General features: G+C 58.2%; 15 protein-coding genes. 7 read left to right on the forward strand and 8 right to left on the reverse strand.

Features of this window, described 5'->3' with window-relative positions:
• Window positions 1–31: 31 nt before the first annotated feature.
• The gene (locus EC9_RS07240) at window positions 32–1,468 is read right to left on the reverse strand and encodes a DUF1501 domain-containing protein (protein WP_145343633.1); all 1,437 of its coding nucleotides are present in this window, start codon (window positions 1,466–1,468) and stop codon (window positions 32–34) included.
• A gap of 54 nt (window positions 1,469–1,522) precedes the next feature.
• On the reverse strand, window positions 1,523–4,978 hold the full coding sequence (locus EC9_RS07245; RefSeq protein ID WP_246106000.1) for a DUF1553 domain-containing protein: 3,456 nt from the start codon (window positions 4,976–4,978) through the stop codon (window positions 1,523–1,525).
• Window positions 4,979–5,363: 385 nt separating this feature from the next.
• Between EC9_RS07245 and EC9_RS07250 the strand changes: the two genes are divergently transcribed.
• From EC9_RS07250 to EC9_RS07270, 5 genes are all read left to right on the forward strand, one after another.
• Window positions 5,364–8,999: a PAS domain-containing hybrid sensor histidine kinase/response regulator gene (locus tag EC9_RS07250; RefSeq protein WP_218934654.1), complete on the forward strand. Its 3,636-nt coding sequence runs from the start codon at window positions 5,364–5,366 to the stop codon at window positions 8,997–8,999.
• A gap of 122 nt (window positions 9,000–9,121) precedes the next feature.
• Window positions 9,122–10,027, forward strand: coding sequence for an ATP-binding response regulator (locus EC9_RS07255; protein WP_218934655.1), 906 nt, complete (start codon window positions 9,122–9,124; stop codon window positions 10,025–10,027).
• 150 nt (window positions 10,028–10,177) lie between these two features.
• Window positions 10,178–11,506, forward strand: coding sequence for a Gfo/Idh/MocA family protein (locus EC9_RS07260; RefSeq protein ID WP_145119349.1), 1,329 nt, complete (start codon window positions 10,178–10,180; stop codon window positions 11,504–11,506).
• A 33-nt stretch (window positions 11,507–11,539) separates the two neighbouring features.
• The gene (locus EC9_RS07265) at window positions 11,540–12,733 is read left to right on the forward strand and encodes a class I SAM-dependent rRNA methyltransferase (protein ID WP_145343639.1); all 1,194 of its coding nucleotides are present in this window, start codon (window positions 11,540–11,542) and stop codon (window positions 12,731–12,733) included.
• Between the two features lie 469 nt (window positions 12,734–13,202).
• Window positions 13,203–14,108, forward strand: a complete 906-nt coding sequence (locus EC9_RS07270) for a LamG domain-containing protein (protein WP_246106002.1) — start codon at window positions 13,203–13,205, stop codon at window positions 14,106–14,108.
• A 226-nt stretch (window positions 14,109–14,334) separates the two neighbouring features.
• On the opposite strand, the gene EC9_RS07275 is transcribed toward EC9_RS07270, so the two are convergent.
• Entirely contained in the window at window positions 14,335–15,654 is a 1,320-nt protein-coding gene (locus EC9_RS07275; protein ID WP_218934656.1) for a DUF5690 family protein, read from the reverse strand.
• Between the two features lie 353 nt (window positions 15,655–16,007).
• On the opposite strand from EC9_RS07275, the gene EC9_RS07280 reads away from it, so the two are divergent.
• A complete protein-coding gene (locus EC9_RS07280) occupies window positions 16,008–17,159 on the forward strand; it encodes a TIGR03364 family FAD-dependent oxidoreductase (protein WP_145343641.1) in 1,152 nt (383 codons plus the stop codon).
• 54 nt (window positions 17,160–17,213) lie between these two features.
• On the opposite strand, the gene EC9_RS07285 is transcribed toward EC9_RS07280, so the two are convergent.
• From EC9_RS07285 to rplM, 5 genes are all read right to left on the reverse strand, one after another.
• Window positions 17,214–17,867: a CatB-related O-acetyltransferase gene (locus tag EC9_RS07285; RefSeq protein ID WP_145343643.1), complete on the reverse strand. Its 654-nt coding sequence runs from the start codon at window positions 17,865–17,867 to the stop codon at window positions 17,214–17,216.
• 149 nt (window positions 17,868–18,016) lie between these two features.
• Window positions 18,017–19,603 carry a sensor domain-containing diguanylate cyclase gene (locus EC9_RS07290; RefSeq protein ID WP_145343645.1) on the reverse strand — a complete coding sequence of 529 codons (1,587 nt, stop codon included), beginning with the start codon at window positions 19,601–19,603 and terminating at the stop codon, window positions 18,017–18,019.
• Between the two features lie 45 nt (window positions 19,604–19,648).
• On the reverse strand, window positions 19,649–22,519 hold the full coding sequence (locus EC9_RS07295; RefSeq protein WP_145343646.1) for a hypothetical protein: 2,871 nt from the start codon (window positions 22,517–22,519) through the stop codon (window positions 19,649–19,651).
• 428 nt (window positions 22,520–22,947) lie between these two features.
• On the reverse strand, window positions 22,948–23,361 hold the full coding sequence (gene rpsI / locus EC9_RS07300; protein ID WP_145343648.1) for a 30S ribosomal protein S9: 414 nt from the start codon (window positions 23,359–23,361) through the stop codon (window positions 22,948–22,950).
• 85 nt (window positions 23,362–23,446) lie between these two features.
• Window positions 23,447–23,911 carry a 50S ribosomal protein L13 gene (gene rplM / locus EC9_RS07305; RefSeq protein ID WP_145343650.1) on the reverse strand — a complete coding sequence of 155 codons (465 nt, stop codon included), beginning with the start codon at window positions 23,909–23,911 and terminating at the stop codon, window positions 23,447–23,449.
• Between the two features lie 481 nt (window positions 23,912–24,392).
• Between rplM and EC9_RS07310 the strand changes: the two genes are divergently transcribed.
• Window positions 24,393–25,967, forward strand: coding sequence for an ABC transporter permease (locus EC9_RS07310; RefSeq protein ID WP_145343653.1), 1,575 nt, complete (start codon window positions 24,393–24,395; stop codon window positions 25,965–25,967).
• The last annotated feature ends 6 nt before the right edge of the window (window positions 25,968–25,973 follow it).

Here is a 25,973-nt window from a genome sequence, read left to right on the forward strand (position 1 = left end):
CGACTGATGCGGGGCGTCGACGTGAGACCGATCAAGCCAACAAATCTTTGACAACGTGTCCGTGCACATCGGTCAGTCGGAAATCGCGTCCTTGAAAGCGATAGGTCAATTGTTCGTGATCAAAGCCCAGCAGATGCAGGATCGTCGCCTGCAGGTCGTGGATGTGGACAGGTTTCTCGGCGACGTTGAAGCCGAGTTCGTCGGAGTTCCCGTAGTCGAAGCCTCCTTTGACGCCGCCGCCAGCCAACCACATCGTGAAGGCGTCGGGATAGTGATCGCGGCCCAAGATCTTCCCTTTGGCTGTGCGTCCCTCGCGGAAAGGTGTGCGGCCAAACTCGCCGCCCCAAACGATCAGCGTGTCTTCAAACAATCCGCGCTGTTTGAGATCCTTGATCAGCGCGGCGATCGGTTTGTCCATCGTCGCGCACTTATCGGTCAGCCCTTTCTGGATCCCCGTCGCTGCACCGGTGCCATGGAAATCCCAGCCCCAATCGAACAGCTGGACGAACCGAACGCCCGATTCGACCAACCGCCGAGCCAACAGGCAGTTGTTCGCCAAGCTGGCGCCGCCGACTTCCGCGCCGTAATCATCCAGCGTCTTTTGCGATTCCTGTGAGATGTCCATCACTTCGGGAACCGCCGTCTGCATCCGAAACGCCAGCTCGTACTGCGCGATCCGGGTCATCGTTTCGGGATGCCCCAGTTGTTCGGCTTGGATTTGATTCAGATCGCGGATGGCATCCAGGCTCATCCGTCGCATCCCGCGGCTCATCCCCGCTGGGTCGGACGAATACAAAACCGGATCGCCTTTGCTGCGGCATTGCACTCCTTGATAGACCGACGGCAGGAATCCGCTGCCAAACGAGTTCTTGCCCCCGTTGGGTTGAACGCCGCTGGAAATCAAGACGACAAAACCGGGGAGGTTTTCGTTTTCGCTGCCCAATCCGTAAGTCGTCCACGATCCGAGCGAAGGACGTCCCGAACGCGGAGAGCCAGTCAATACAAGCAGTTCCGCCGGGGCGTGGTTGAATTGGTCGGTGTACATCGAATGGACGATGCACATGTCGTCGGCGGTCTTGTGGAAGTTGGGGATCGCATCGGACATCCAGGTGCCGTTGCTGCCACACTGCTTCCACTTCCGCGGCGATCCCAGCAGCTTCGGTTTGCCGCTGGTGAACGCAAACGTCTTCCCTTCGATAAAATGGTCGGGACAGTCCTGGTCGTCGCGCTGCTCCAGTTCGGGCTTGTAATCGAACATGTCCAGGTTCGGTGGCGAACCGGTCATGTGCAGGTAGATCACCCGCTTCGCTTTTGCCGGGAAGTGAGGCTTGGCTGCCGCCAGCGGATCGTTACCCGAAGCGTCGCCAGCCATCAGACTGGCGAGCGCCATCGCTCCCACGCCCGCTGTCGATTGCTGCAGGAAGTGCCTCCGTGTGCTGAAGGCTGCGTATTCGATTCGTGGATCCATCGAGCTTATCCTTGGTTTTTTAGCGGTCCGTCAGGGAAAGGGGCAGCGATGCGATCAGCGTTTGAGAAACAGTTCGTCTAGGTTCAACAGCACGTTGCCGACAACAGACATCGCCGCGGCTTCGGCAACATCCATTCCGTCGGGCAGTTCGCCCAGCGGCTCTTCGGCCAGTTGATGAGCCAATGCCGGATCGGCTTGGAATTCGGTCAACGCTTGCTGATACAACGCAGCCAAACGGTCGACTTCGATTTCCGTAGGCTCTCGCAACAAGCAGGTTCGCAGCCCAAATTCGACCCGGCCTCGGACCGACGAATCCGCCGTTAGCATCCGCCGAGCCAGAGCTTGAGCTGCTTCGACGTAGACCGGATCGTTGAGTGTCACCAACGCTTGCAGCGGTGTATTAGTCCGCCCACGTCGCACCGTGCAGACCTCGCGATTGGGAGCGTCGAACGTCGCCATCGACGGATAGGGACTCGACCGCCGCCACATCGTATAGATCCCGCGACGGTACTTGTCGTCGCCAGGACTTGTTTTCCAATCGGTCGCCGATCCAAACGCTGCGTTTAACCCGAGGTTGGGTTGCGGCGGCTTGGCCGGTGGACCAAACATCTTGTGGCTCAGCAGACCGCTCAACTGCAACGCTTGGTCGCGGACCATCTCTGCCGAGATCCGGTATCGCGGGCCGCGAGCCAACAAACGATTGGCGGGATCCTTTTCCTGCAACTCCGGCGACGTCACCGAACTCTGCCGGTAGGTTGCCGACGTGACGATCAATCGCAGCAACGCCTTCAGATCCCAGCCGCTGTCGCGAAGTTCGACCGCCAGCCAATCCAGTAGCTGCGGATGCGAAGGTAGTTCTCCCTGCGAACCAAACTCTTCGCTCGATTCGACGATTCCGATACCGAAGATCTCTTCCCAGTGTCGGTTGGCGATCACTCGCGGTGTCAAAGCGTTTTGATCGTCGACAAGCCATTGGGCCAGCGACAATCGATCGGCCGGGCGGTCGGCAGACAGCGGATGGAATGCTGCGGGCGTACCACGATCGACGTCGGCTCCGGCTGACTGGTAATCGCCACGCAGATGGATGTAAGTCGACCGCTGCTTCTCACTTGGCAGCTCCTCCTGGATCGGCACGGTCGTATACGGTTTGATGTCGGCGAGTTGTTTTTCAAGCTTCGCCAGTTGGGTTCGGACCGGCGCCAGTTGCGGCGCGATCGTGCGATAGTAATCGGCCAGCTGGTTCGCTTGCTTCTCATCGAGCGGTTCGGTTTGCAACACGATCGATCGGATTGCGTTGGGCAAGCTGGCCCATTGTGTCAGGTTGGCCGAATCGCTCGCTCGCACACGCACCTTGTCTAACAAGTGTTTGACGTGTACCGATTTCTGATGCAATTGTAGTTCCAGCACGCCGGTGTCGAGTGTCCGCGGTGGATCGAGCGTCAGCGTCAACTGATGCCGTTGCCCCAGTCCGCCCGCGATCGCCCAGCCCTTTTTCGTGTCCTGTTTGTCCAGAATCGTTGTCGCCGCCGGGAAACCCGACTGTTCATAATCTGCCAACGCGTTTTGGAACCGCAACTGGATCGCTCCACCAAACGCGATCGAGCGGCTTGGGCTGGGGATCGCTTCGGGCGTTTGTTCACAAACAACGTTCCGACTGTCATCCAGCAGGATCAACTTGTAGCCCTTCAACCGCTGCTCGATCGAAGCACCGCCGTCGGTCCGATTCCAGATCACTACTTCGTCGATCGGATGCGTCTGCTTCAGGTCGATCTCAAACCACGGGTTGGTCTGGGCATTGGTGTGCGTGACCGAATCTTTGTAGAAGTCGCCGTCGGTGTTGCCATCGATTGCTCGCGCCGCCGGTGCGCCGTAGCCGGTGGAACTTTGCGAAGCGGTGCCCGCCAGGGCGACGTTATTTGAATCGCTGAACGCTTGCACTTCAGCCAAGTGAATCATCTTCCCCTTGCCCGGCAGTTCGATCCTCACGAATCTCGCATCGACAGGCTGCGGTTCCGTCGGCGTCCAGGTTGCTGTCGCTTGTGTGAGGACAAAGTTGGCGTTCTGTTCGGGAGAGATCTCCAACTGCAAACCCGCTACCTGTTCCCCAGCGGTTTTAAATCGCAGCGTGTAGAGATCGTGGTCGCTCTTGCCGCCGCTGGCCTCGATCCATCCCTCGGCGTCGGTCGCCAATTGACGATGTTGTGCGGTAGCGGCGACCGGAATCAGCGGCTTCCAGGTTGGCGGCGTCTTGATTTCAGCGAGCCACTTCGTTTGAGCGGCTTCGATTTCGGGAGTCGTCTGCTGCAGTGTCGCTTTCAGGTCCGCGATCTGTTCGGCCCATTGCAGCTTTTGAGCTTTCTGTTCATCGGTCCAGATCGGCAGCGTCGGCCGTTCGTCTTTGATGTCGGCGTCCAACGTGTTGTTGAAGATCGCAAAGAAGCGAAAGTACTCTTCGTGCGTGATCGGATCATATTTATGCGTGTGGCACTGGGCGCAGGCCATCGTCGTTCCCATCCAGACGGACATCGTCGTGTTAACGCGATCGACTACCGCCACATTTCGGAACTCTTCGTCGTTGGTTCCTCCTTCGCTGTTGGTCATCGTGTTGCGATGAAAGGCGGTGGCGATCAATTGTTCGTCGGTTGGATTGTCCAACAGGTCGCCAGCGATCTGTTCGATCGTGAACTGATCAAACGGTTTGTTGGCGTTCAACGACCGGATCACGTAATCGCGATAGGCCCAAATCGTTCGCGGCGGATCGTCGGCGTATCCGGCGCTGTCGGCGTATCGGGCCAGATCCAACCAGACCCGCGCCCAACGCTCACCAAACGCGGGTTGTTCCAACAACGCATCGACATAGGATTCGAATGCGTCATCTCGCGGGTCTTCTACAAATGCTTTGACCTGTTCCCAGCGGGGCGGTAGGCCGGTCAAATCGATCGCCACGCGGCGGGCCAACGCGTATCGGTCGGCCGCCGGCGATGGCTCCAGCCCCTCGGCCTCCATCCTCGCCAGAACAAAATGATCGATCGGATTGCGTGGCCAATCACTGTGTTTGACTTTCGGTAGAGAGGCTCGGACCGGTGGTTCGTAGGACCAGTGCCGCGCGTAATGCGCTCCCTGTTGGATCCAGCGACGCATCCGATCGATCTCATCGGCGGTCAGTTGTTTGCCTTTGCCCGGCGGCGGCATCCGCAGGTCTTCGTCGTCGGTCGTCAGCCGAGCGATCAACTCGCTCGCATCGGGATCCCCCGGCACGATCGCGGCGTAGCCTCCGAGATCGATTTGCGAACCCGCTTCGGTGTCGAAGCGAAGTTCGGTCGAACGAGCGGCTTCATCGGGGCCGTGACACATCACACAATTGTTCGAAAGCAACGAGCGGATTTCGCGATTGAAATCGACTTGTTGGGCAACCGTTTTGGTTGTTGGTGTCAGTGCGCTGGCTAACAACACCAGCCGGAGCGAATACGCTTGGACTTTTGCGACGAAACGTTGGAGGTTTTCATTCATGAAAGTTCGACAAGGCGTAAGAAGGAATCGCGAACAAAACGAAGCCTTGCAGATCGTTCGGTGGATGAACGATGCCCGGATTGAATTCGTTTCGGAAGGAGTATTGGCTTCAAGGCGGGAGCGTCGAGGATGTGGGAAGTCGAGGGGACGCCGAGTCCTCATGGTACCAGCCCCCCGGGGCTCGAGCAATTCTTTAGGCTTGCGAGCTACGTCCCCCCCCCCTTCCCCAGGGATGCCATGTTCGTGGCCTTGGAATGGCCAACGCGACACGCCGTTCGAACCGCGAAGCGAGCCTGCCTGAGAGGGAATTTCCGTGCGATCCCCGCGTTGTCGAGGTATTATGACGGGCAATCCTCTTCTTTGAGATCTCTTCCGAGTGAATACTGTGACATCGCAACCTGAGCCATCGTCCCTCGCAGCCCGGTTCCGCCCCGCGTCGACGCTGTTGAACCAAATTTCCGACGTCGTGTGGGTCGCCAGTTTGCAAGACCGTGGCTTGGTCTACTGTAATTCCGCGGCCAGGCGGTTGTTCGGATTTGACGCCAATGCCGACGCGACGCTCGATGACTTGTTGTTGAAAGTCCATTCGTCCGACCGCGGCAACGTGCGACGCGACTTACATCACGTTCGCGAAGACGGATCGGTCACGCACAAGTTTCGGATCTGCGACAGCGAGGGCAAAACGACCTGGGTCGATCAACGCGCTTCGCTAGTCCTCGACGATGCGGGCGAACCGATCGGAATCGAAGCGGTCGCGCAAGTGATCACGCTCCGCGAGATCGCGAATCAAACCGAATTGGAATCGGTCAGCACCCATCAAAAGCTCCGCGAACACGTCTCGTTGTGCGTTCTTCGCAAGGATAAAAAGGGACGCTTCCAATACGCCAACGAAACGTTCTGCGAATCGATGGGAATGCAATCGCAAGACCTGATCGGCAAAACCGATTTCGATCTGTTCCCCGCCGAACTCGCCCGGTCGTATTTCGAAAACGATCGCGCAGTGATGGAAAGCGGCCAGCCCGAACATGTGATCGAAGAACACCAGACCGCCGACGGCACGCAAAGCTTTGTCGAGGTCTTGAAACTGCCCGCCTTCAGCCCCAAAGGGAATGTGGTCGGCGTGCAGGTGATCTTCTGGGACGTCAGCTATCAGAAACAAAATGAAAGCGAGCTGGAACAGTCGCAGTTTCTGATGGACACGTTGTTAGACAACGTTCCCGACGCTGTCTATTTCAAGGATCGCAAGAGTCGCTTCATCCGGATCAGTCGCAGCCACGCGCGGCTATTCCAACTGGACGATCCCCAAGATGCAGTCGGCAAATCGGACGCCGAATTCTTTGGCGAAGAACACGCCGAAGCCGCATTGGCCGACGAACGCCGGATCATCGAAACCGGCGAATCGATCATCGCCAAGGTCGAACGTGAAAACTGGCCCGATCGCGAAGACACCTGGTGCTCGACGACGAAGGTGCCGCTGCGGAAAGCAACGGGAGAGATCATCGGAACGTTCGGGATCTCCCGCGATGTCTCGACGCAAAAGCAAGCCGAGATCGAACTGTCGCGCGAACGCGATCTACTGCGAACGATCACCAACAACATCCCCGATCTGATCTACGTCAAAGATCGGCACGGCAGGTTTGTCACTGGAAACACCGCGGTTTTAAAACTGTTTGGCGTCGAATCGAGCAAGGATCTGGTCGGCAAAACCGATTACGATTTTGTCCCGCCCGAACTGGCGTGCAACTACGTTACCGACGACCAGATCGTGATGCGGACCGGGGAGCCGTTGATCGATCAAGAGGAGACGTCGCAGCATAGCGATGCCGAGCGTTTTTGGTTGCTGACGACCAAGGTTCCACTGCGTGGCGAGGATGGCGAAATCATCGGGATCGTTGGTATCGGACGCGATATCACCGCTCGCAAGCTGGCTGCTGAGGAGCTGCTGGCGGCGAAAGAAGCTGCCGATGCGGCGAACCGGGCCAAGAGCGACTTCCTGGCAAACATGAGTCACGAGATCCGCACGCCGATGAATGCGATCATCGGGATGACCGAATTGCTGCTGGACACGCGGCTCGATTCCAGCCAACGCGGCTACCTGAAAATGGTTCAGGAATCGGGCGACGCGCTGCTTTCGATCATCAACGACGTGTTGGATTTTTCGAAGATCGAAGCCGGCATGTTGGACATCGACTCCACTCCGTTCGATCTTCGCGAACTGTTGGGCGACACGATGAAGACGCTTGCGGTTCGAGCCCACATCAAACGGCTTGAACTCGCGTTCCGAGTCGCTCCCGGGCTGCCGCAATACGTCGTTGGCGATGCCGGACGACTGCGGCAAATCGTGGTCAATCTTGTCGGCAACGCGATCAAGTTTACCGAACAGGGAGAGGTGGTCGTCGACGTCGAACTACACGAAGCCGACGATCAAGCGACCGAAATCCGCGTCTGTGTGCGAGATACAGGAATTGGGATTCCCGCCGAAAAATGCAAGTCGGTCTTCAACGAGTTTGAGCAGGCCGATGCCTCGACAACCCGTCGCTATGGCGGGACCGGGTTGGGACTAGCAATCTCTTCGCGGTTGGTCGAAATGATGGAAGGGAAGATCTGGGTTGAAAGTAAAGTTGGCGTCGGCAGCCAGTTCTACTTCACGATCCGCTGTGGAATCGCCCCGGACGATATTCAGCAAAAGAAGAAACGGGGCGTGGTGGTCGTGGGTGGCACCCGCGTTCTCGTTGTCGACGATAACGAAACCAATCGCCTGATCCTCGATGAAATGCTCTCGAACTGGGGGATGTATCCGGAATTGGCCGATGGCGGCGACGAAGCGCTCGAATTGCTGAAGCTGGCGGATGAGGAGGGGAGTCCGTTTGGGCTGATCGTCAGCGACGTCAACATGCCGGGACTCGATGGTTTTGAATTCGCCACTCGCGTCCGAAGTCTACCCGCAGCAGGCGAGATCCCGATCATCATGCTCACCTCCGGCGGTCGCGTGGGCGATAAAGATCGACGCGAAAAGTTGAAGATCGCCGAACGGTTGATGAAACCTGTCAAGCAATCGGAGCTGTTCGATGCAATTGTCAGCGCGCTGGGCGTCTCGGCGTCGGAGGATGCTCGCGACGAACAATCCAAACCGCTCTACGATTTGCGAAAGCTGAAAATCCTGCTGACCGAAGACAATCTTGTCAATCAAACCCTCGCCATCGGCGTGCTCAGCAAACATGGGCACGAGGTGATCGCAGTCGGCAACGGACAAGAGGCGATCGACATATTGCAGGAACAGACTTTCGATCTGGTTTTGATGGATATCCAGATGCCGGTGATGGATGGGATGACCGCGGCGCGGATGATCCGCGAACAGGAACAAGAAACCGGTAGTCACATCCCGATCATCGCGATGACCGCGCATGCGATGAAAGGGGATCGCGAGGAATGTCTGGCGGCGGGGATGGACGAATACGTCCCCAAACCGATCCGGACCTCGACGCTGTTTGAAAAACTAATCAAGGTGATGTCGCGCGGCAGCGATTCCCCGCCGATCGACTTCGACGATGAAGAGGCCGGACAAGCGACGGTAGATGCCATTGATGTGGAACAGGAAAACGAACCGGTGACTTCGTCGGTCCCAGACATCCAGCTCGAATCCATTCGATTTGAAACCGCCACCGAACCGTCATCCGCGTCGCCGATCGATTGGGACCGTTTGCATTCGACTTTGGGAGAGAATCGCGAGCTGATCTCCGACCTATTTATGGCTTTTTCGCTGGAAAGTGGCTCGTTAGGGAAATCGATCCGGGCGGCGGTTGCCGACCAGGATGCGAGCCTTCTGAAGGCTTCGGCACATACGCTGAAGGGTGCAGCAATGGCGATCTGTGCGACGCAGTTGTCTGAATTGTTGGAAGTTTTAGAACTGAAGGGACGATCCGGCACCGTGGGCGATGTTGCAGATCAGCTTGCGTTATGGGAGCAAGCGATGGCGGAAACGCTGCGGGAGACCGAAAAGTTTTTGAACGAACAGGGTTAGTCCCGGCGAGTGTGGTCGTTGGAATGGCGTTATAGTGGAGGGCGATTCCCAAGAGACGCGTCGCCGCTGTCGGTGGGTGTTCGCGAGCTTTTATCGTTCCGACCAACACAGGAAGAATGATCATGGCAAATGTATTGCTGGCAGAAGACAGTTCCACTCAAGTTGTTCTGCTGAGATCTTTGTTGGAAGAGGATTCGCACCAGGTCCGCGTTGCAGCGGATGGGCAGGTCGCTCTGGAGATGGTCGCTCATCAGGTGCCCGATGTTGTGGTCACCGACATGCAGATGCCGAACATGAACGGTTTGGAGTTGGTGAAAAGTTTGCGGCAGATCTATCCGCAGGTCCCGGTGATTTTGATCACGGCTCAGGACAGCGAGGAACTGGCGGTCCAAGCCCTTAAGGAAGGTGCTGCCGCTTATCTGCCCAAATCGCGGCTCGACGAAGAGTTGTTGGATTCGGTGACACATGTTTTGAGCTTGCTCGACACCGAGATGAGCTACAAAAATCTGATCGACTGCCTGGACTACTACGAGTTCCAGTTCACGTTGGAAAACGATCCCAAGCTGATCGCACCGCTTGTCAATTTGATTCAACAGATGGCTGCGGGAATCCAGTACTGCGACGACGTCACGCGAGCGCGAATTGGGATGGCGTTGGAACAAGCGTTGCGGAACGCCTTGTATCACGGCAACTTGGAACTCAGCCGCGACGCGTTACGCAAGGATGAGGAATTGAGGGTCGTCGGCGAACCGTCGATCGTCGATCGCCGCCGCCAGGAACCGCCGTATGCCGATCGCAAGATCCACTTTCGCGCCAAACTGGGACACGATCAGCTGCAGTTTACGGTTCGCGATGACGGAGCGGGGTTTGATTGTTCCGCCGTCGAGCCTCCAGAGCAAAAACATCTGGACGATCAAACCGGTCGCGGACTGTTGTTGATTCAATCGTTTATGGATGAGGTTGCGTTTAATCCCGAGGGAAACGAAATCACATTGACCAGCCACGTCGCCGAAGTTGCTGGCGTTTGAAACCGACAACCGCTGAGGCTGGAAAGATTTGATTCGCTGTTTGGGCTTTCCTGCCCAGTTCGCTTTGCATTGTGATTCTGCGGCGGTTAGGATTTTGGCAGCAAACATTGCAACCCCACCTAACTAAAACCTCTTTGCGGAGTCCTACCTGTGATCAAACGCCGTCAGTTCCTTCAAGCATCGGCTGCCGCGGCAGCTGTTGTCGCCTGTCCATCGATCGTTCGCGGACGCAACCTGAACTCCAAACTGTCGGTCGCCGGAATCGGCTGTGACGGCAAGGGCTGGTCGGACATTAAAGAGATGTCGGATCACCCACAGACCCAGATGGCCGCCTTCTGCGACATCGATTTGGCGCGAACTGAAAAGGTCAAAAAGCTAGCTCCCGACGCGCCGGTCTTCCAAGACTACCGAGAGATGCTGGCCAAGCTGGGCGACAAAATCGATGCGGTCACCGTTTCGACTCCCGACCACATGCACGCCTTCATCACCCTCGATGCGATGCGTCAAGGCAAGCATGTCTACTGTCAAAAACCGTTGACCCACAATGTCTGGGAAGCGCGACAGGTCGCCAACCAAACCAAGAAGTCGGGCGTGATCACTCGACTGGGCAACCAGATCCATTCGCATTCGGTCTACCGAACCGGCGTTCAAGTGATCCAATCGGGAACGATCGGCAAGGTCAAAGAGGTCCGTTCGTGGTGTGCCGCGACGGGGCATGGGAAGTCGGGACAGATCTCGGTTCCAAAGAATCCACCAGCGTTGCCCAAGTCGGTCGATTGGGATCTGTGGATCGGCGTCGCTCCGATGCGCACCTATGGCGGCCACAACGTCTATCACCCGTGGGGATGGCGCGATTGGCAGGACTTCGGCAACGGAGCCTTGGGCGATTTCGGCTGCCACATCTTGGATCCCGTCTTCACGGCGCTGAAGATCGCCGCTCCGCCGACTCAGCTGAAAGCGGATCACTCGGGGATGAACGACCAGGTCTGGGCGGCTCAAACCCAAGTCGACTACGTCTTCCCTGGCACCGAATTGACGACCGACGATACGATCAAGATCAGCTGGGACGACGGTGGTCTGTTGCCTAGCGTCCGCGGATCGCATATCCCCGGCACTGTCGCGCTGCCAAAATCCGGGTCGATTTTCATCGGCGAAAAGGGAACGATGGTCATGCCACACGTTGGCCCACCGCAATTGTTCCCGCAGGATCAATATGCCGCCGACGCGATCGAAAAGGTCGAAAGCGTCAACCATTACCACGGTTGGGTCGACGGTTGTTTGAGCGGCGAACAGCCGAGCGACGGATTTGATTACGGCGCCCTGTTGACGGAATCGGTTCTACTGGGCAACATCGCGGTTCGTTATCGCACGCAGAATCTCCAATGGGATGCTGCCGCGATGCGGTTCACGAACAACGACGACGCCAACAAGTGGTTGCGTCGCGATTACCGTACCGGTTGGAATATCGACGAGGTGTAGCCCGCTTCGTCGCTGAATGAAAGAGCGAACTGAGTGTCGAAGCCCCGCACGATTGAGATCAAACCCTCGCGTCATTTTCCTTTTGTGTCCAGGCACCCCTGGGCACACGTCGCCTCGCTGGCCGCTTCTCACGGCGAATTGCCGACCGGTGAAGTCGTCGACTTGGTGACGCACGATGGCAGCTGGGTTGCGCGGGGACTTTACAGTCCAAGCGGCAAGCTCTGCGTGCGGCTCTACACCTGGGATCCCGCTGAAGCGATCGACGATGCGTTTTTCGCGCGTCGCATCGACGAAGCGATCCAGCGTCGCCAGACCGCCGGCCTGGAACCGGTCTGCGATGCGGTCCGGATCGTCTACAGCGAAGCCGATGGGATCAGCGGTCTGATCGTCGACCGCTATCGCGATTTCCTGATCGTGCAAGTCAACGCCGCCGTCATCGCTCAGCGGATCGATGCGATCGTCGCCCACTTGCGCGAGCGAATGAATCCCAAAGCGATCATCGTTCGGATCGATGCCGCGACGGCGAAAGCTGAAGGGATCGAAGCCCGCGACGACGTCGTCTTTGGCGATCCGCCTCCGGCTGACCTTCTGATTCGCGAAAACGATATCGAATACACCGTCGATCTGATGCACAGTCAGAAGACCGGAATGTACTTGGATCAACGCGAGAACCGTCGTCTGGCCGCATCTTATATGAAGGGGCGTGAAGTCCTGGACATCTGCAGCTACGTCGGCGGATTTGCCATGAACGCTTCGAAGCTAGGCGAAGCGGCTAGCGTGCTGGGGATCGACACTAGCGAGCGAGCTGTCGCGGCGGCGACCGCCAACGCCCAACGCAACGGTCTGGACAACGTCCGTTTTGAAAAAGGGGATTGCTTCCAACGGCTGGAGCAATTCAAGCAAGAGGGGAAGCGTTTCTCTGGCATCATCCTCGACCCGCCGCGGTTCGCCGGTTCGCGTCAGAGCGTCGATGCCGCCGTCCGCGCCTACACGAGGTTGAACCGTGGGGCTTTGGAAATACTGGAGCCAGGCGGGATCTTAGTCACCTGTTCATGCTCCGGCCGCGTCACGCGTCCCGACTTTATGAAGATGCTTCAGAAAGTCGGCCGCCAGACCCGCCGCGATCTGATCCTGTTCGAAAATCGCGGCGCTGCAGCCGATCACCCCGTGCGGCTGTCGTGTCCCGAGACCGACTATCTGAAGTGTGTGATCTGCGAAGCCCGCTGATCCCGGGCTGCAAGCATCTGCGATGGGACCTGTTTTCCGGAGGTGCGCCGCTGCGCGTCGACCTCCGGCTACCTTCTGCGATCCCTGTGGGATCGTTTCATGCGTTGGGACCTGCGCTGCGGAGATGCACCGCTGCGCGTCGGCCTCCGGCTGCCATCTTCGATCGATCCCTGCGGGAGCCGCTCTCGTTGGCGCGCATCCACCATTCCGAAGGAATCGCAGAGGGTAGCCGGTGGTGAGAGCGTCGCGAACACCACCGGAACCGATCGCGTGATCAAACGCTGCCCCCGGCGCGGGGGCACACTCCGATCCGACCTCTGTGTTGGCCCCGGCCCCATTCTTCCGATTGAGCCCGCCCCCGTCGGTCGATCCGCCGCCAACAACTTGGCATAATATTGCCTTGGCCTTCCGCATGGTGACTCGGCCAGCCCATTTGTTTCTGCTCCATAGGCTTCAAAGAGCTTTTCGTATGTTCAAGATGTTAAACGCAAACGTGTTGCGCTCCGCCGTGCTGGCGACCACGACAATGGTTAGCTGTTTCGCGGGTGCCGTGGCCCGTGCCGAAGAGCCTGCCGCAAAAGGCCCGGCCACCGAGGTGACGAAGCTCGACGGACTTGTCGCGTTTTGGGACTTCCAAGAACCGGCCGGACAGCCGCGGATTACGCGAGCTGGAGAACCGTTGGCACTTCAAGAAATGAAGGGGCCGATCGCACGTGTCGATGGAGGCGTGTTTGGTCCCCATGCGGCTCGGATCCGATCGGGACAATGGTTCATGATCCCGCGACCTCAGATCGGCGGGCTCGACATCCATGGACCGGAGGCTCAAGTGACGGTCGTCGCTTGGATCCGGCGCGATGGGAAGCAGCACTGGCAAGCGATCGCCGGGGCTTGGGATGAGACGCGGCGGAAGCGGCAGTACTGCCTGTTCCTCAACGCACCTCGTGGCACCAAAGCCGACGAGATGAAGCGTTACCCGTTAAAGAATCGCATCCACGGCCACGTCTCTGGCGTCGGCGGGCCCACGCCGGGCGAGCGATACTGCATCACGTATTCCAGCGGCGCGACGGAGATCTCGCTGAAGGAATGGCATTGTCTGGCGATGACTTACGATGGCCAACAATCGTGCGTCTACGTCGACGGCCGGCTCGATGCTCGCTCGCAATACAACCCGTTCCCCTACACCAATGGCTTGTTCGACGGCGGATCCGATGGCGCCGCATTCACTGTCGGCGCAGTCCATCGCAGCGAGGAATGGGGCAACTTTTTTGACGGCGAGATCGGCGGGCTGGCTGTCTTCCGGCGGGCGTTGAGCGAACGCGAACTGCTTTCGTTGGCGAATCAGATTCCGCTGCCCGATGCCTCGGGCGATCGCTGAGCCTCGACCGCATCAGCTCCCTCGCGACGGCTGAAACCTCGTCGCATTCGCCCACAAGCAGCTCGGGGGCGAATCGTGCGTCAAGGATGCGAGCGCGGGATCGTCTTCGTTGGTCTCGGAGGGGATCTTGGCCGCTGGGACATCGCGGCGGACGCTCGCCAAGCAAGTGAAAGCGAACCAACCACAACGTCTTGCCGAACTGCATGCCTTGTCCACAATCGCTCTGCTAAGTCGCAGGTTGTTCGATTGGGATCGGTGGGGGGGCGAGAGTTTGGCGGCTGGCGCGGAGCGAAAAGTAGCATTGGCATCCGATCATGCAGAGCAGCGATACGAGGCCGACGGCGTAACAGGTGGGGCGGAAGAACGCCATGAAATCGCCTCCCGGTTGGAACGCGTTTTTGGTCAGCATCACGCCGACGTATCCGAGGTAGCCGATCGAATCGGCAAGGTACATCAAGTGGACGAGATTGCCGCGATCGCGCGTCATCGCAATCAATCGCTCAAAGATCGTGGTGTGCGTGGCGACGTAGGGAAGGTAGAGTCCGACGCCGATCAAGACCATAAACAGGAACGGCGAGATCAGTCCGACGTGTTGCCCATAAGTCGACATCAGCAAGATCGCAAACCCGATCGAACAGGTTGCCAGGGCGAGTTTAAACCCGCGGTAGTTGTCGCTGACCAGCATCGCCGCTCCGTTGGCTAGGGTGACGCCGAGGCCGACCCATAGTTCGGAGTAACTGAACAGCTCGGGAGTCGTTGCGACGCCTAGGCTCTCCCAGAGTTGTGGAGCAAAGTCGGAACGGACGCTGCGCACGATGGTGACTAACAAATACATCACCAACAGCGGCGTTAAACCCCAGGCGTAGCGCGAGAAGAAAGCGCGACGTTCTTGCGAAGTGAGTGGTGTCCGTTCGCTGCGGGCTTCGATATCGGCTTCGCTGGGGGGCGGGATCTGTCGCAGCATCCAGACAAAACCGAACAGCGGGAGAAGGAACAGCGCGCCAGCGGACGCAGGCATCCAAAATCCCGGAACGCCCATATCCAGCAAGCCCTTGCCGACCGACTTGGTGACGCCATCGGAAAGGATAAAGCTGGTGCAAAGGATCGCCGCCAACGCTTCGGTTTGCTTGCGACCTTCCAGGAATCCAAGGACCAAGCCAAAGACCATTCCCAACGGCAAGCCGTTTAATACCAGGCAGATTAAGTTATACGGTGCCGGAACCAATCCGAATCCGATCAACGCGAGTTCGGCGAACAGGATCAAGCCGATGATGCTGATCGCGCGGCGATTGGTCGGCAGTTCCGAAAGAACCTTGATCCCCAGAAACTTCGACACCATGTATCCGAACACCTGCGCCGCCACGGCAACTGTTTTATAGCCCCACCCCCATGCCGTGAGGTCGTCATAGTCGATCACGGTAAACGGTTTGCGGAAGGCATACATGCAGAAGTAGGTGCCGAAGGCGGCCATGCTGCCCCAAAGCATTGGTGACCAAGCCGCTGCGGATTGCCAGACGGTTGGATTGCTACGGGATGGTGTGTCCATGGATGAATCCGGTGGGATCTGAGGTGGCATGCAAGCGACAGCTATTAGATAACACGCGTCACCGCATCATTCAAAGCTGCTTCACGAAATCCTCACAATTGGTGGGCTCGTGGTGCGAGCGGATTCGTTGTTTACTAGCTTCCAAACCACCGCTGCCTGGATTCCGGACCAGTCCCTCTTGCACGAATCCAGCAACGGCATCGGCGGCATCGGGATACATTGTTTCGACATGAGTTCGCTGTGCCGCGCCCCGCGGCGCGGTTGCGTAGAGTGAAAAGACAGATCGTGGCAACGGCGTCCGGAGTCAGCTCCACGATCGCTGTGCAGCAGAAGAGATCCGAGGGTAAAAAACGATGACCAAAAAATGTGACGTCGCCGTGGTTGGTGCCGGGATTGTTGGACTGGCACACGCCTGGATGGCGGCAGCCCGCGGCAAGAAGGTGCTGTTGGTCGAACGATCTGCCGTAGCCAGTGGCGCATCGATCCGCAATTTTGGAATGGTCTGGCCGATCGGACAGCCTGCGGGAGAATTGCATCGGGTGGCAATGCGATCGCGAGAGCTATGGTTGGCGCTTGCCAAACAATCGGGCGTTTGGGCAAATGCCTGTGGATCGTTGCACCTGGCGCATCGCCCCGATGAATTGGCGGTGCTGGAGGAGTTTGTCGCTCAAAATCAAAACGGTGAGATCAATGTCCAGATGCTTACCGCCGACGAAACGCTTCGCCGCACCCCTGCTGCGAAGCCCGAAGGATTATTGGGATCGATGTGGAGCGACACCGAACTGTGCGTCAATCCGCCGCGCGCGATCGCCGCGATTCCGTCGTGGCTATCGAGCCGCTATGGCGTCGATTGCGAGTTCGCCACAACGGTCTGCGAACTGGCTGATGGAACGCTCCAATCCAGCGATGCAAGGCAATGGCAAGCGGATCGCGTTGTGGTCTGCAGCGGAATCGATTTCCAGACGCTGTTGCCTGAAGCGTTCGCCCAATCGCCGCTGAAGATTTGCAAGTTACACATGATGCGGACCGCCGCGCAAGCCGATGCGTGGCGGATCGGGCCTCACTTGGCCAGCGGTCTAACGTTGCGTCACTACAGTTCGTTTGCCGATTGCCCGTCGTTGGCGGCACTGCAGCAACGGGTCCGAGAGGAAACGCCCGAACTGGACCGGTTTGGCATCCACGTGATGGCTTCGCAAAACGAACTCGGCCAGGTGGTTCTAGGTGATTCACACCAGTACGACGCCGACATCAGCCCCTTCGACCGTTCGGAGATCGACGAACTGATCCTTCGCGAATTGCGACGGCAATTTGTCTTGCCCGACTGGAAGATCGAGGCTCGCTGGCACGGCATCTATGCAAAACATCCCGATCGCGAGATGTTGGAGATCGAAGCGCGGGATCGCGTTCATGTCTGCGTTGCTCCGGGCGGAGCGGGGATGACGATGTCGTTTGGCGTCGCCGATCGCTTCTGGAACCGAATCACCGGGCAAGCTGCATCGCTGTAGATCGCCCACGGTCTTCAGGTCGCGGCCGGGCGTTCCGGGAATGCTCCGTCTGCATCACTCGCCGGCCTTCGACACTCGCTCGAGTTCATCGATATCGGCTCCCGCAATGCTGGCCAAGTGCTGAGTGATCTTCGGTGCGGGCCAGTCCCACCAAGCGATTGTTGTCAGTCGATCCGCGTCGGGGTCGGCAAACCGGCATCGGATCTCGCGGGCTGGGTTGCCGCCGACGATCGTGTAAGCGGGGACATCGGAAGTGACCACCGACTTCGCGGCGATGATCGCACCGTTGCCGATCTTCACGCCCGGCATGATCGTCGCTTCGTATCCAATCCAGACATCGTTTTCGACGACGGTATCACCTTTGTGTGGCAGCGAGCCCACGGCGGGCGCGTTGGACTCCCAGCCTTTGCCAAAGATCCAAAAGGGATACGTACTGACGCCAGCCATCGGATGGTTGGCTCCATTCATGATGAACTTGACGCCGCGGCCGATCGCACAGAACTTGCCGATCGTCAGCTTGTCGCCGATGAAGGGAAAGTGATACAGCACATTGTCGATGAATCGCTCGGGGCCCGCGGGATCGTCGTAGTAGGTGTAGTCACCGACGATGATGTTTTCGACTTCCGCCGCCGCAAGAATCGGCTTGAGGTAGCCGACTTGAGGAAAGCCAGCCAGCGGATGTTGGGTGTGGGGATCGGGACCGTGCATGCGATTCTCTTGGGGAGCGTACGTACGTGGGCAATGTACGCAACCCGCATGCAAATTGGAAGCGGCGTGATGTAGGCACCGATTGGACGCTTGCGACCGATCGATTCGATACCGGCGCAGGGATGGAGGACCGAGACTTTAAAAGAGGCTTAGCTGCTTGGGTGTTGAGAACTCTCTTTGATCGCAACGTTCAGTCGATCCACACTGACGCTTGTCGATCCCGCATCGCGTGCATCGCTGATCAAATCTTTGACCGAATCGAGCAGCGATTCCTCGGCGGTGGAGTTGTTCGGTTCTGCCACTGCGTCGATTTCCTGGACGGTCGATTCCAGGCGATCAAATCGCGCGACCTGATTGCGTCCGTTTCGCTTGGCAGCGTAGAGCGACTGGTCGGCTTGTTCGAGCATCTGTTCAGCAGACTCCGCTCCCAGGTCGCCGCTGGAACAGCCGAGGCTGGCCGTGACGCTCAATTGCGGAAACTGAAGCGCTTCGATCGCCGCGCGGTAGCGTTCGCCGGCACACGCGGCCCCCTCGATATCGCTGTGTTGCAGCAGGACACAAAACTCTTCGCCGCCGTAGCGGCAAACGTAATCGGAATCGCGGGCGGTATCCAGCAACGCCGCCGAAACGCTTTTGAGCACATCGTCTCCTACGGCGTGCCCAAACGAATCGTTGATTCCCTTGAAGTGATCGACGTCGACCATCAGGCAGCTGATGGAGTGCTTGCACCGTATCGCCGAGTTCCATGCCTCTTCCAAGTACTCGAAAAAGGAACGGCGATTCAGACAGGACGTCATCGGATCGCGGGTCGCCAGGAAACGCAGTTGCTCGTTTTGCTCTTCCAGCACCGAGACATCATCCAAGCTCAACAGCATCCCTTTGCATTCACCCTGCTTGTTCAAGATCCGGCTGGCGTTGGGCTTCAGCGTCCGCCGGCACGTCTCCGATTTTCGCAGCTTGATGTTATCAAAGATCTTCGGATCCACCCCGTTCAGCTCGCTCAACAACTCGCTCAACGGACGTTCGTCCTGCGTGTCCCAGGGGAACCAATCGATGTTTTTGCCTTGGCATTCGTCGACGGTGCAGCCGATCATGTCGGCAAATTGCTGGTTCGCGAGGTTGATGCGATACTTTTCATCGAGCACCACCACGCCTTCGGCCATGGTATCCAGGGCCGATCGGACGCGTTCGGGAACCGCTTGGTTGGGATCGAGTTGATTGAAGCAACGGCGCAGCAGCAGTTGGAAACCGACCAGGCAGCCAAGCGTGGTCAGAACCGTCAGCTTGACCGAGGGCAGAGCGAGGAACCCCAGTAGCCCCGTTGCGGTTGGCGACTGAAAGCAGACTTCGATCTGCCCCCACGCCCGGTCGCCTTGCATCACAGGGACCTGGATGCACGTGCTCGACGAAGCCTCGCCATCGCGTCGGCTCCAATTTGCTTGATGCCCTTGCGATGCAAACGCCAGCGATCCATCGGCCTTTCGGCAGGCAGCGGAGAGGACGTCATCGTTTCGGGCGGTGAGTGCGCGCAAGGCGACTTCGATCGCCGCTTGGTCATCGCGCGACGCAAATTGAGAACAGCTGACGGCGATCACTTCGCATAATTGTGTCCGCGCTTGAATTTGCTGTGACGATCCGTCGTCCAGTAGCCCCGTCATGCGTAGGGTCAGCAGGACGGTTGCGGTCCACATCGCCATCGCAAATGCAATCCGGGTTGTTGTGCCAAATCGTTTCATGTTTAGGGGCTTTTAGAATCGAGGTGAAACGGGGGAAGCGACGATTTACTGCAAGGGTCCAACGGGGTCTTGAACACTTGCAATATCCAACAGCGTTTCGCTGTCGCCACTGGAATCCATCGCAACGCGATTCCAGCTTTCAGAAAGGACGGGCAGCGGATCAAACGACACCCAAATTGGCATCGACGACATCAACTTGGTCAACAGCACGCTGCCACGCAGCAACCAGGCGACTTGAGCGATCGACATGCCCGTTGCCAACACGACTGCAGATCCGGCAACCAGTTCAATCGATTCAGCATCCTCCACCACTTCCTGCTGCACGGTATCGATCTGTGCGAACAACTGCTGGCTGTCGAATGCCGTCGACATGTCGAGCATTGAGCTGGTGAAGGGCATGGAGACCGGGGCGATCGGTAGGAATTCGGGGGGCGGTGCTGGAGGAGCTTTGGGAATAAGGATGGGGGCGACGGCGGGAGCGGTCTGGCCGCTGATGCGATACAGCGTCCGCGCCGATGCAACAGGATTGTTGTGCGAAGCGATCGCCGCTGCTTGGGGCTGGATCGGATGGGCTGGCTGCAGCGGAACGAAATTTGGCACCACCAACGGATCGGCAAGCCCCACGTCGTCTATCGCTGCAGTGAAGTCGGGGCCCGCGACACCGGCGGCCAACGTTGGTTGTGTTTCCGACTTCAGTGCGTCGGTCGGTTTCGCTTTACTTTCGGATGCTCGGCTCTTTGCTTCGTTCGAAGCCTGTTTGCTTTGAACCACGCGGGCCGGTTCATTCATGTTTCGGATCGATCTTTCCATTCCCTGCATCACGCCTTGCAACTCCATCCCCATCGCCGTCTCCAGTTCGACAGCGACCGCATTCATGGCCGCTTGCATCACGTCCACGCTGCGGAGCCCGGTTGGCATGTTGGCTTGTGCTGCAGCCAGAGGTGGCGGCTTGGTCGAGAAAATATTGAAATTCGCCTGCGCCATCGACGCCTGGAATTCCAAGTTTGGCTCTGGAGCGTCGTTGCCATCCGCTTCCTGGGATGGTTCTTCAGCAGCTTCGACCCACTGTTCGATGTCCAGAAACAGATCATCGAAGACCAGGTATTCGACGTCGATCAACAGTTGTTCCGTGCCGGTTTGCATGTGAATCAACCGAACGGCTTTACCGAGGTCCGTTGTGTCGAGCAGGAATTCTTCGCGATCACCCGCGGCGACGAAGGTGTCTTCGCCGTCGCGACCATCGACAACGTAAGCGGAATTGTATTGCTCGATTGTGTCGTCCGTTGGCGTTCCGATCGTGATCGCCCACGACGCCAGCGGCGGCTGCAAAGTGTCGGGCGTTAACAAGTCGGCGGTCAGCGTGATGGTGGGAAGTGGTTCGATCGAAAGGATCCGCAGATCGTCGAGATCGTTTATCGAGACGGTCCACGATGTCGGTGATGTGCGCACGCCGTGGCTGAGCGCCGCCTCGGCGGGAACTCCTGTGATGCTCAATGAATCGGCTTCGGCCAGGGAAACGAAGCTGTCGAATGCGATGTTCACGCGAGCTGATTCCATGCTCACGGTTCGCGAGAGGATCGCCGGGGACGTTTGGTCTGCCGCGGTGCCGATCCAATATGTTGCGATGCCGCCGTTGGCCAGCCCAACCATCGATCCTGCAGGTTCGCCATGCAACGCCGTTTGGTTCATCACGATGGGATCGGCGATCGGTTCTGCGTCGTCGTTAAATTGTTCGACAACGAACTCAGGATCGGACTCCGATTCGCCACGAAAGTAACCTATCGCAAATCCGCCGCCAGCGAGTTTGGTCAGCGCAACCGGAGCGGCACCGATGTCGGCGCTTGCGTCCAACGCGTGTTCGGAGATCAAGTTCCCCGTGGCGTCGACAACGATTATCGCGGGATACGATTGCGGCTCGCTCCATCGCGTCCCTGCCAGGACCCATCGTCCATCGTCCAACGCGGCGAGTTCAGGTGTCGGCGAAAAGCTGTCGCTGGTGATTTCAAAGGGATCGTTGGCCCAGGTTCCGTCGGCTTCCAGGACGCCTAAAAATTGCTGTTCAGACTGTTCGGTTGGATCTGTCGACCACTCGGTCCACGAGATTCCAAACTCATCACCAGAATGTGATATCCATTGCAGGTCATCGATCTGTGACGTGGGGGATGTCGAAGCGATCGTCATCGGTTGGCCGGTAATCTGGCCATCCAGATCAAAACGTTGAGCCTGGATGGTTGTTGCTTCGTTCTCATTCCAGGCGAGCATCCAGCCGCCGTCCTCGACTGCAACCAGGTCGATCTCGAAGCTGGCCGGCGTGGTCGTGACGGCAAAGTCGATCCGCGGTCCTCGAAGCGAATTGGAAGCGTCGAGTTGTTGTAAATGGATCGCGGTCGAATCGGTCCACGCGACGACGGAATTCCCCGTTTGGAGCGCTGCCAATGCAACGCGAATTTTGCTTTCGGGGGACCGCAAATCGCCCGAGGCAAAGAGTGCGACAGCCGTTGGCAGGTCGCCGGGGGAGCCATCGGGCTGAGTTCGACGCACAAATAGCCCGTCGTTCCCTGCGATGTCGCCTGCAAAAGCCAACATGTGGCTGCCGTCGGCAAACGCAGCTGAATCCGCTTCGGAGTTCTCGGATGAACCGATGCCAGCGACTGTTGTTTCGGGGGAATCGATGCCGTCGATTGGCGCTTCGAGTGTCAGCTTCATGCCAAGGAGTCGCTCGGTGAGGTTGCCCTCCACTGAATCGCTCAGCCCTGCGTGGGGAAGCTGCTCGCCGACCAATACGGAGTCCTGTTCCCAGAAGCCTGTTTCCGCTGCGGCTGTGTCGAACGGGAAGCGATGTTCCAGTCGTTCAATGCCCAGTGCCGGACGCAAGCGCGGCGAGGTGCTTCGCGACGGGAGGGTTCTTGAGGACATCAGTTTCAGCGTATGGGAAGCGTCGGGAGCGCGTCGCCCAAAACATTCAGCAGCGGGATGCGACGCGGAGTGGGTCCGACATCGAAAACATAGCTCTACTGACGTCCCCTCCGTCGTGCTTCAGGACTGGTTTCGCGGACAACTCTTTCGCCTGCCCGAGGTGCATAATCATTAGCAGGATCGTTGGGGATTTTCGGATCAGTCGAGCACACCTACCTTAAGAGGGTATGCGGCAAGCAAGGGTTGCTTGTTGTGCATGTCAGATCGAAGGGGGCCGTCGCGCGGTAGCAATGCGGTTGCCACGGCGTTTCGGATCGAAATCGGCGAGACTGCAGGCAACCGATTTGCAATCGCGCACGAAAAAAGCCCGCCGCTCGATTGCCGAGCGGACGGGCTTTGTTGTTTGCAGAATTGCAGTCGTCGAGCGATTAACGCTTCGAGAACTGAACGCCACGACGAGCACCACGCAGACCTGGCTTCTTACGTTCCTTCATACGCGAATCTCGCGTCAGGAAGTCGCCATCGCGGAGCGTGTGGAAATGCTCTTCGTTGAAGCTGACCAAAGCACGGGCCAAGCCCATGCGAACTGCGCCAGCTTGTCCGGTCGTTCCGCCACCATGAACGCGAACCAAGACATCGACCGCCTCTCGCGCCGAGCAGGCGTCGAGGGTTTGGACGATCGCTTCACGATCTTGATCGTTCACGAAATAAGCTTCGAGCGGTTTGCGATTGATCGTTACCTTGCCGCTGCCAGCACGTACACGTACGCGGGCGATCGAGGATTTGCGGCGACCTGTTCCAAGTGCATCGCCGTTGATCTTGTCTTTCTTTACTGCAACCATAACTCAGAATTTCGTGGGATGAAGCGTTGCCGCGTCAGCGGCGTCCGTGGGGAATTAATAAACCGTAAGCAGGGATCGTTCCGGCTTAGGTGGCATTCGCAACAATCTTTTTGCCGGCACCGACCAACGGTTGCGGCGTTTGAGCTTGGTGCGGATGTTCGCCACCGGTGTAGATCTTCAGCTTCTTGAGCATGTGGCGAGCGATCTTGTTCTTTGGCAACATGCGTCGGACCGCGTGGTACAGCAGATCTTCGGGCTTTCGGTCTTGGCGACCTTGATAGCTTTCCAAACGCAGGCCTGGATGACCGGTGTACCAGGTGTAATGGCGATGTTCCATTTTGTTCCCGGTCATCTTGATGTTCTCCACGTTGGTGACGATGACGAAATCGCCAACATCAATGTGAGGAGTGTATTCAGGGCGATGCTTGCCCATCAGAATGACTGCAATATCGCTGGCGAGCCGCCCAAGCGTTTGATCGGTAGCGTCGACGATGTACCATTGCTTTTCGACTTCGCCGGGCTTTGCACTGTAAGTACGCTGACTGGGCACTTTTCTAATCCTTTCGATCCGCGACGACTCCGATTTGAGTCACCTGATAGAAACGTAACTTGTTATCTTGACAGCACTTATGGAAGGGTTTTGAGGGCCTTTTGAGCTTTGAACTCGGGGCTTCTTCTTCGCAGTGCTGGAATTCGCGAGCTGTAATAGTGAAGGAGTTTACTTCTATCGGACTTTTTTAACAAGCGGCTTTCTTAATGTTTCGCGTTTGTTTCACTTCACATTTGCCCCTCGGTCACGACCGCGCCAACCAGCACGGCTTGGCCCTTTGGGGAAGTCAATCGCTAGCGGTTTGAAACCTCGCTGGCAAACTCCCTTCGCGATGCAACTGTTGTTATCGGCTGACGTCCCTTACAATCCCTCCACGATTGAGGCAAGCTTTGCAACAATGTTCCCATCGGAGTGGGGTAAGGCTAGCATTCTCCGCGGCTGAACGGCCACGTTGGGGGGCACCATGGGGGACAACGCAGAAATGGGAAAGAGCATCCAAGGCGAAACCTCCCAGGCCCTTGAACTTCATGATCTGCATGTGCGGGTCGGATCGCGAACATTACTTGAACCGACGTCCATCACGCTTCCGGCGGGAAAGATCACCGTCGTCGTTGGCGGCAGCGGGGCAGGCAAGTCGGTGGTGCTGCGAATTTTGGCCGGCCTGCTTCCTCAGCAGGGTGCGGCGATCCAATGGGCTGGAGCGATTACCGGCAGCCAGGGGAAGCCGCTGCGTCGAGTGGGGATCGTGTTTCAGCAGTTCGCCCTGTTCGATGAACTCTCGCCTCTTTGGAACGTCCAGTTTGCGATCGACCATCGCCGCGATCGCTCCCAGCCCCCGGAACAATCGGCCCGGCAATGGCTCGACGAGCTGCGAGTCCCGACGCGGACGCCGGTTGCCGCGCTCAGCGGCGGCCAGAAACAACGACTGGCGATCGCTCGCACGCTGGCGGCCGATCCCGATGTCGTGCTGTACGACGAACCGACTTCGGGGCTCGACGCCGCCAGCGGTCGGCAGGTGGCGGCGCTGATCCGGCGGACTCAACAGACGCATGGCCGAACCAGTGTCGTCGTCACCCACGACTACGAGACGCTGTTGCCGATCGCCGACCACGTCCTGCTGTTGGATTCCGAGCGACGGCAGTTGGTAAGCGTGGAGCCGAGCCAATGGCAATCGATTCCCGAGCGGATGCAGCCGGTGGCGACCGAGCCGGTGGTGGCCACCACGAAGCCGCTGACCCAATCGTTGATCGACCGCGGGGGCCGCGCGGCGAGCGATTTTTTTGATGCCAGCGGTTCGGCGATCGTCGCCGCGGTGCGACTGCCTTGGGATGCGATCCCGCGAATGCCGCGGCTGCAATGGGGCTTGCGTTTTCTGACGCACTATCTGAATCTAGTCGCTGGGCCTTCGGCCTGGATCTATTTGATCATGGCCGGATTGATCGTCGGCTTTGCCGGTACCCATTTTACCTTTCGTTATCTGCCGTTTTCGGTCTACACCAAGCCGCTGTTGATCGAAGACTTGTTGGCGGCGATCGGGTTCGCGTTGTATCGAATCCTGGTCCCCGTGATGGCAACGATTTTGATCGCTGCGCGGTGCGGCGCGGCCGTTGCCGCCGACGTCGGTGTCAAGCGATATGGATCGCAGGTCGATGCGTTGCAGACGTTGGGAGTTCGCCCGACGGCGTACTTGTTGGTGCCGATTATCGCCGCGTTTGTGATCGGCACGCCGCTGCTGGAATGGGTCGGTTTTCAAACCGCGCAATGGATCAGCATGCTGACCTTTGCGATCAACCATCCACAGATCAACGCTTCCTTTTGGCAGGTTCATTTCCACTCGCAACTGCAGAGTGAAACCAGCTGGTTCGCCACGGGAGCTCAATGGGTGCTGTTGAAGAACGTTGCGTGTGGGATCGGCATCGCTGCGATTGCGTATTATCGCGGGATGCGTCCCAAGCAGAGTGCTGGTGACGTCAGCGATTCGATCACTGCGACTGTCTTGTGGACGACATTGTTCGTATTATTAGTTCACTTCGTTGTGGCGTTCTTGGAATTTTGAACGCCT

The sequence above is a fragment of the Rosistilla ulvae genome (assembly GCF_007741475.1).
Classification (GTDB): Bacteria; Planctomycetota; Planctomycetia; order Pirellulales; family Pirellulaceae; genus Rosistilla; species Rosistilla ulvae.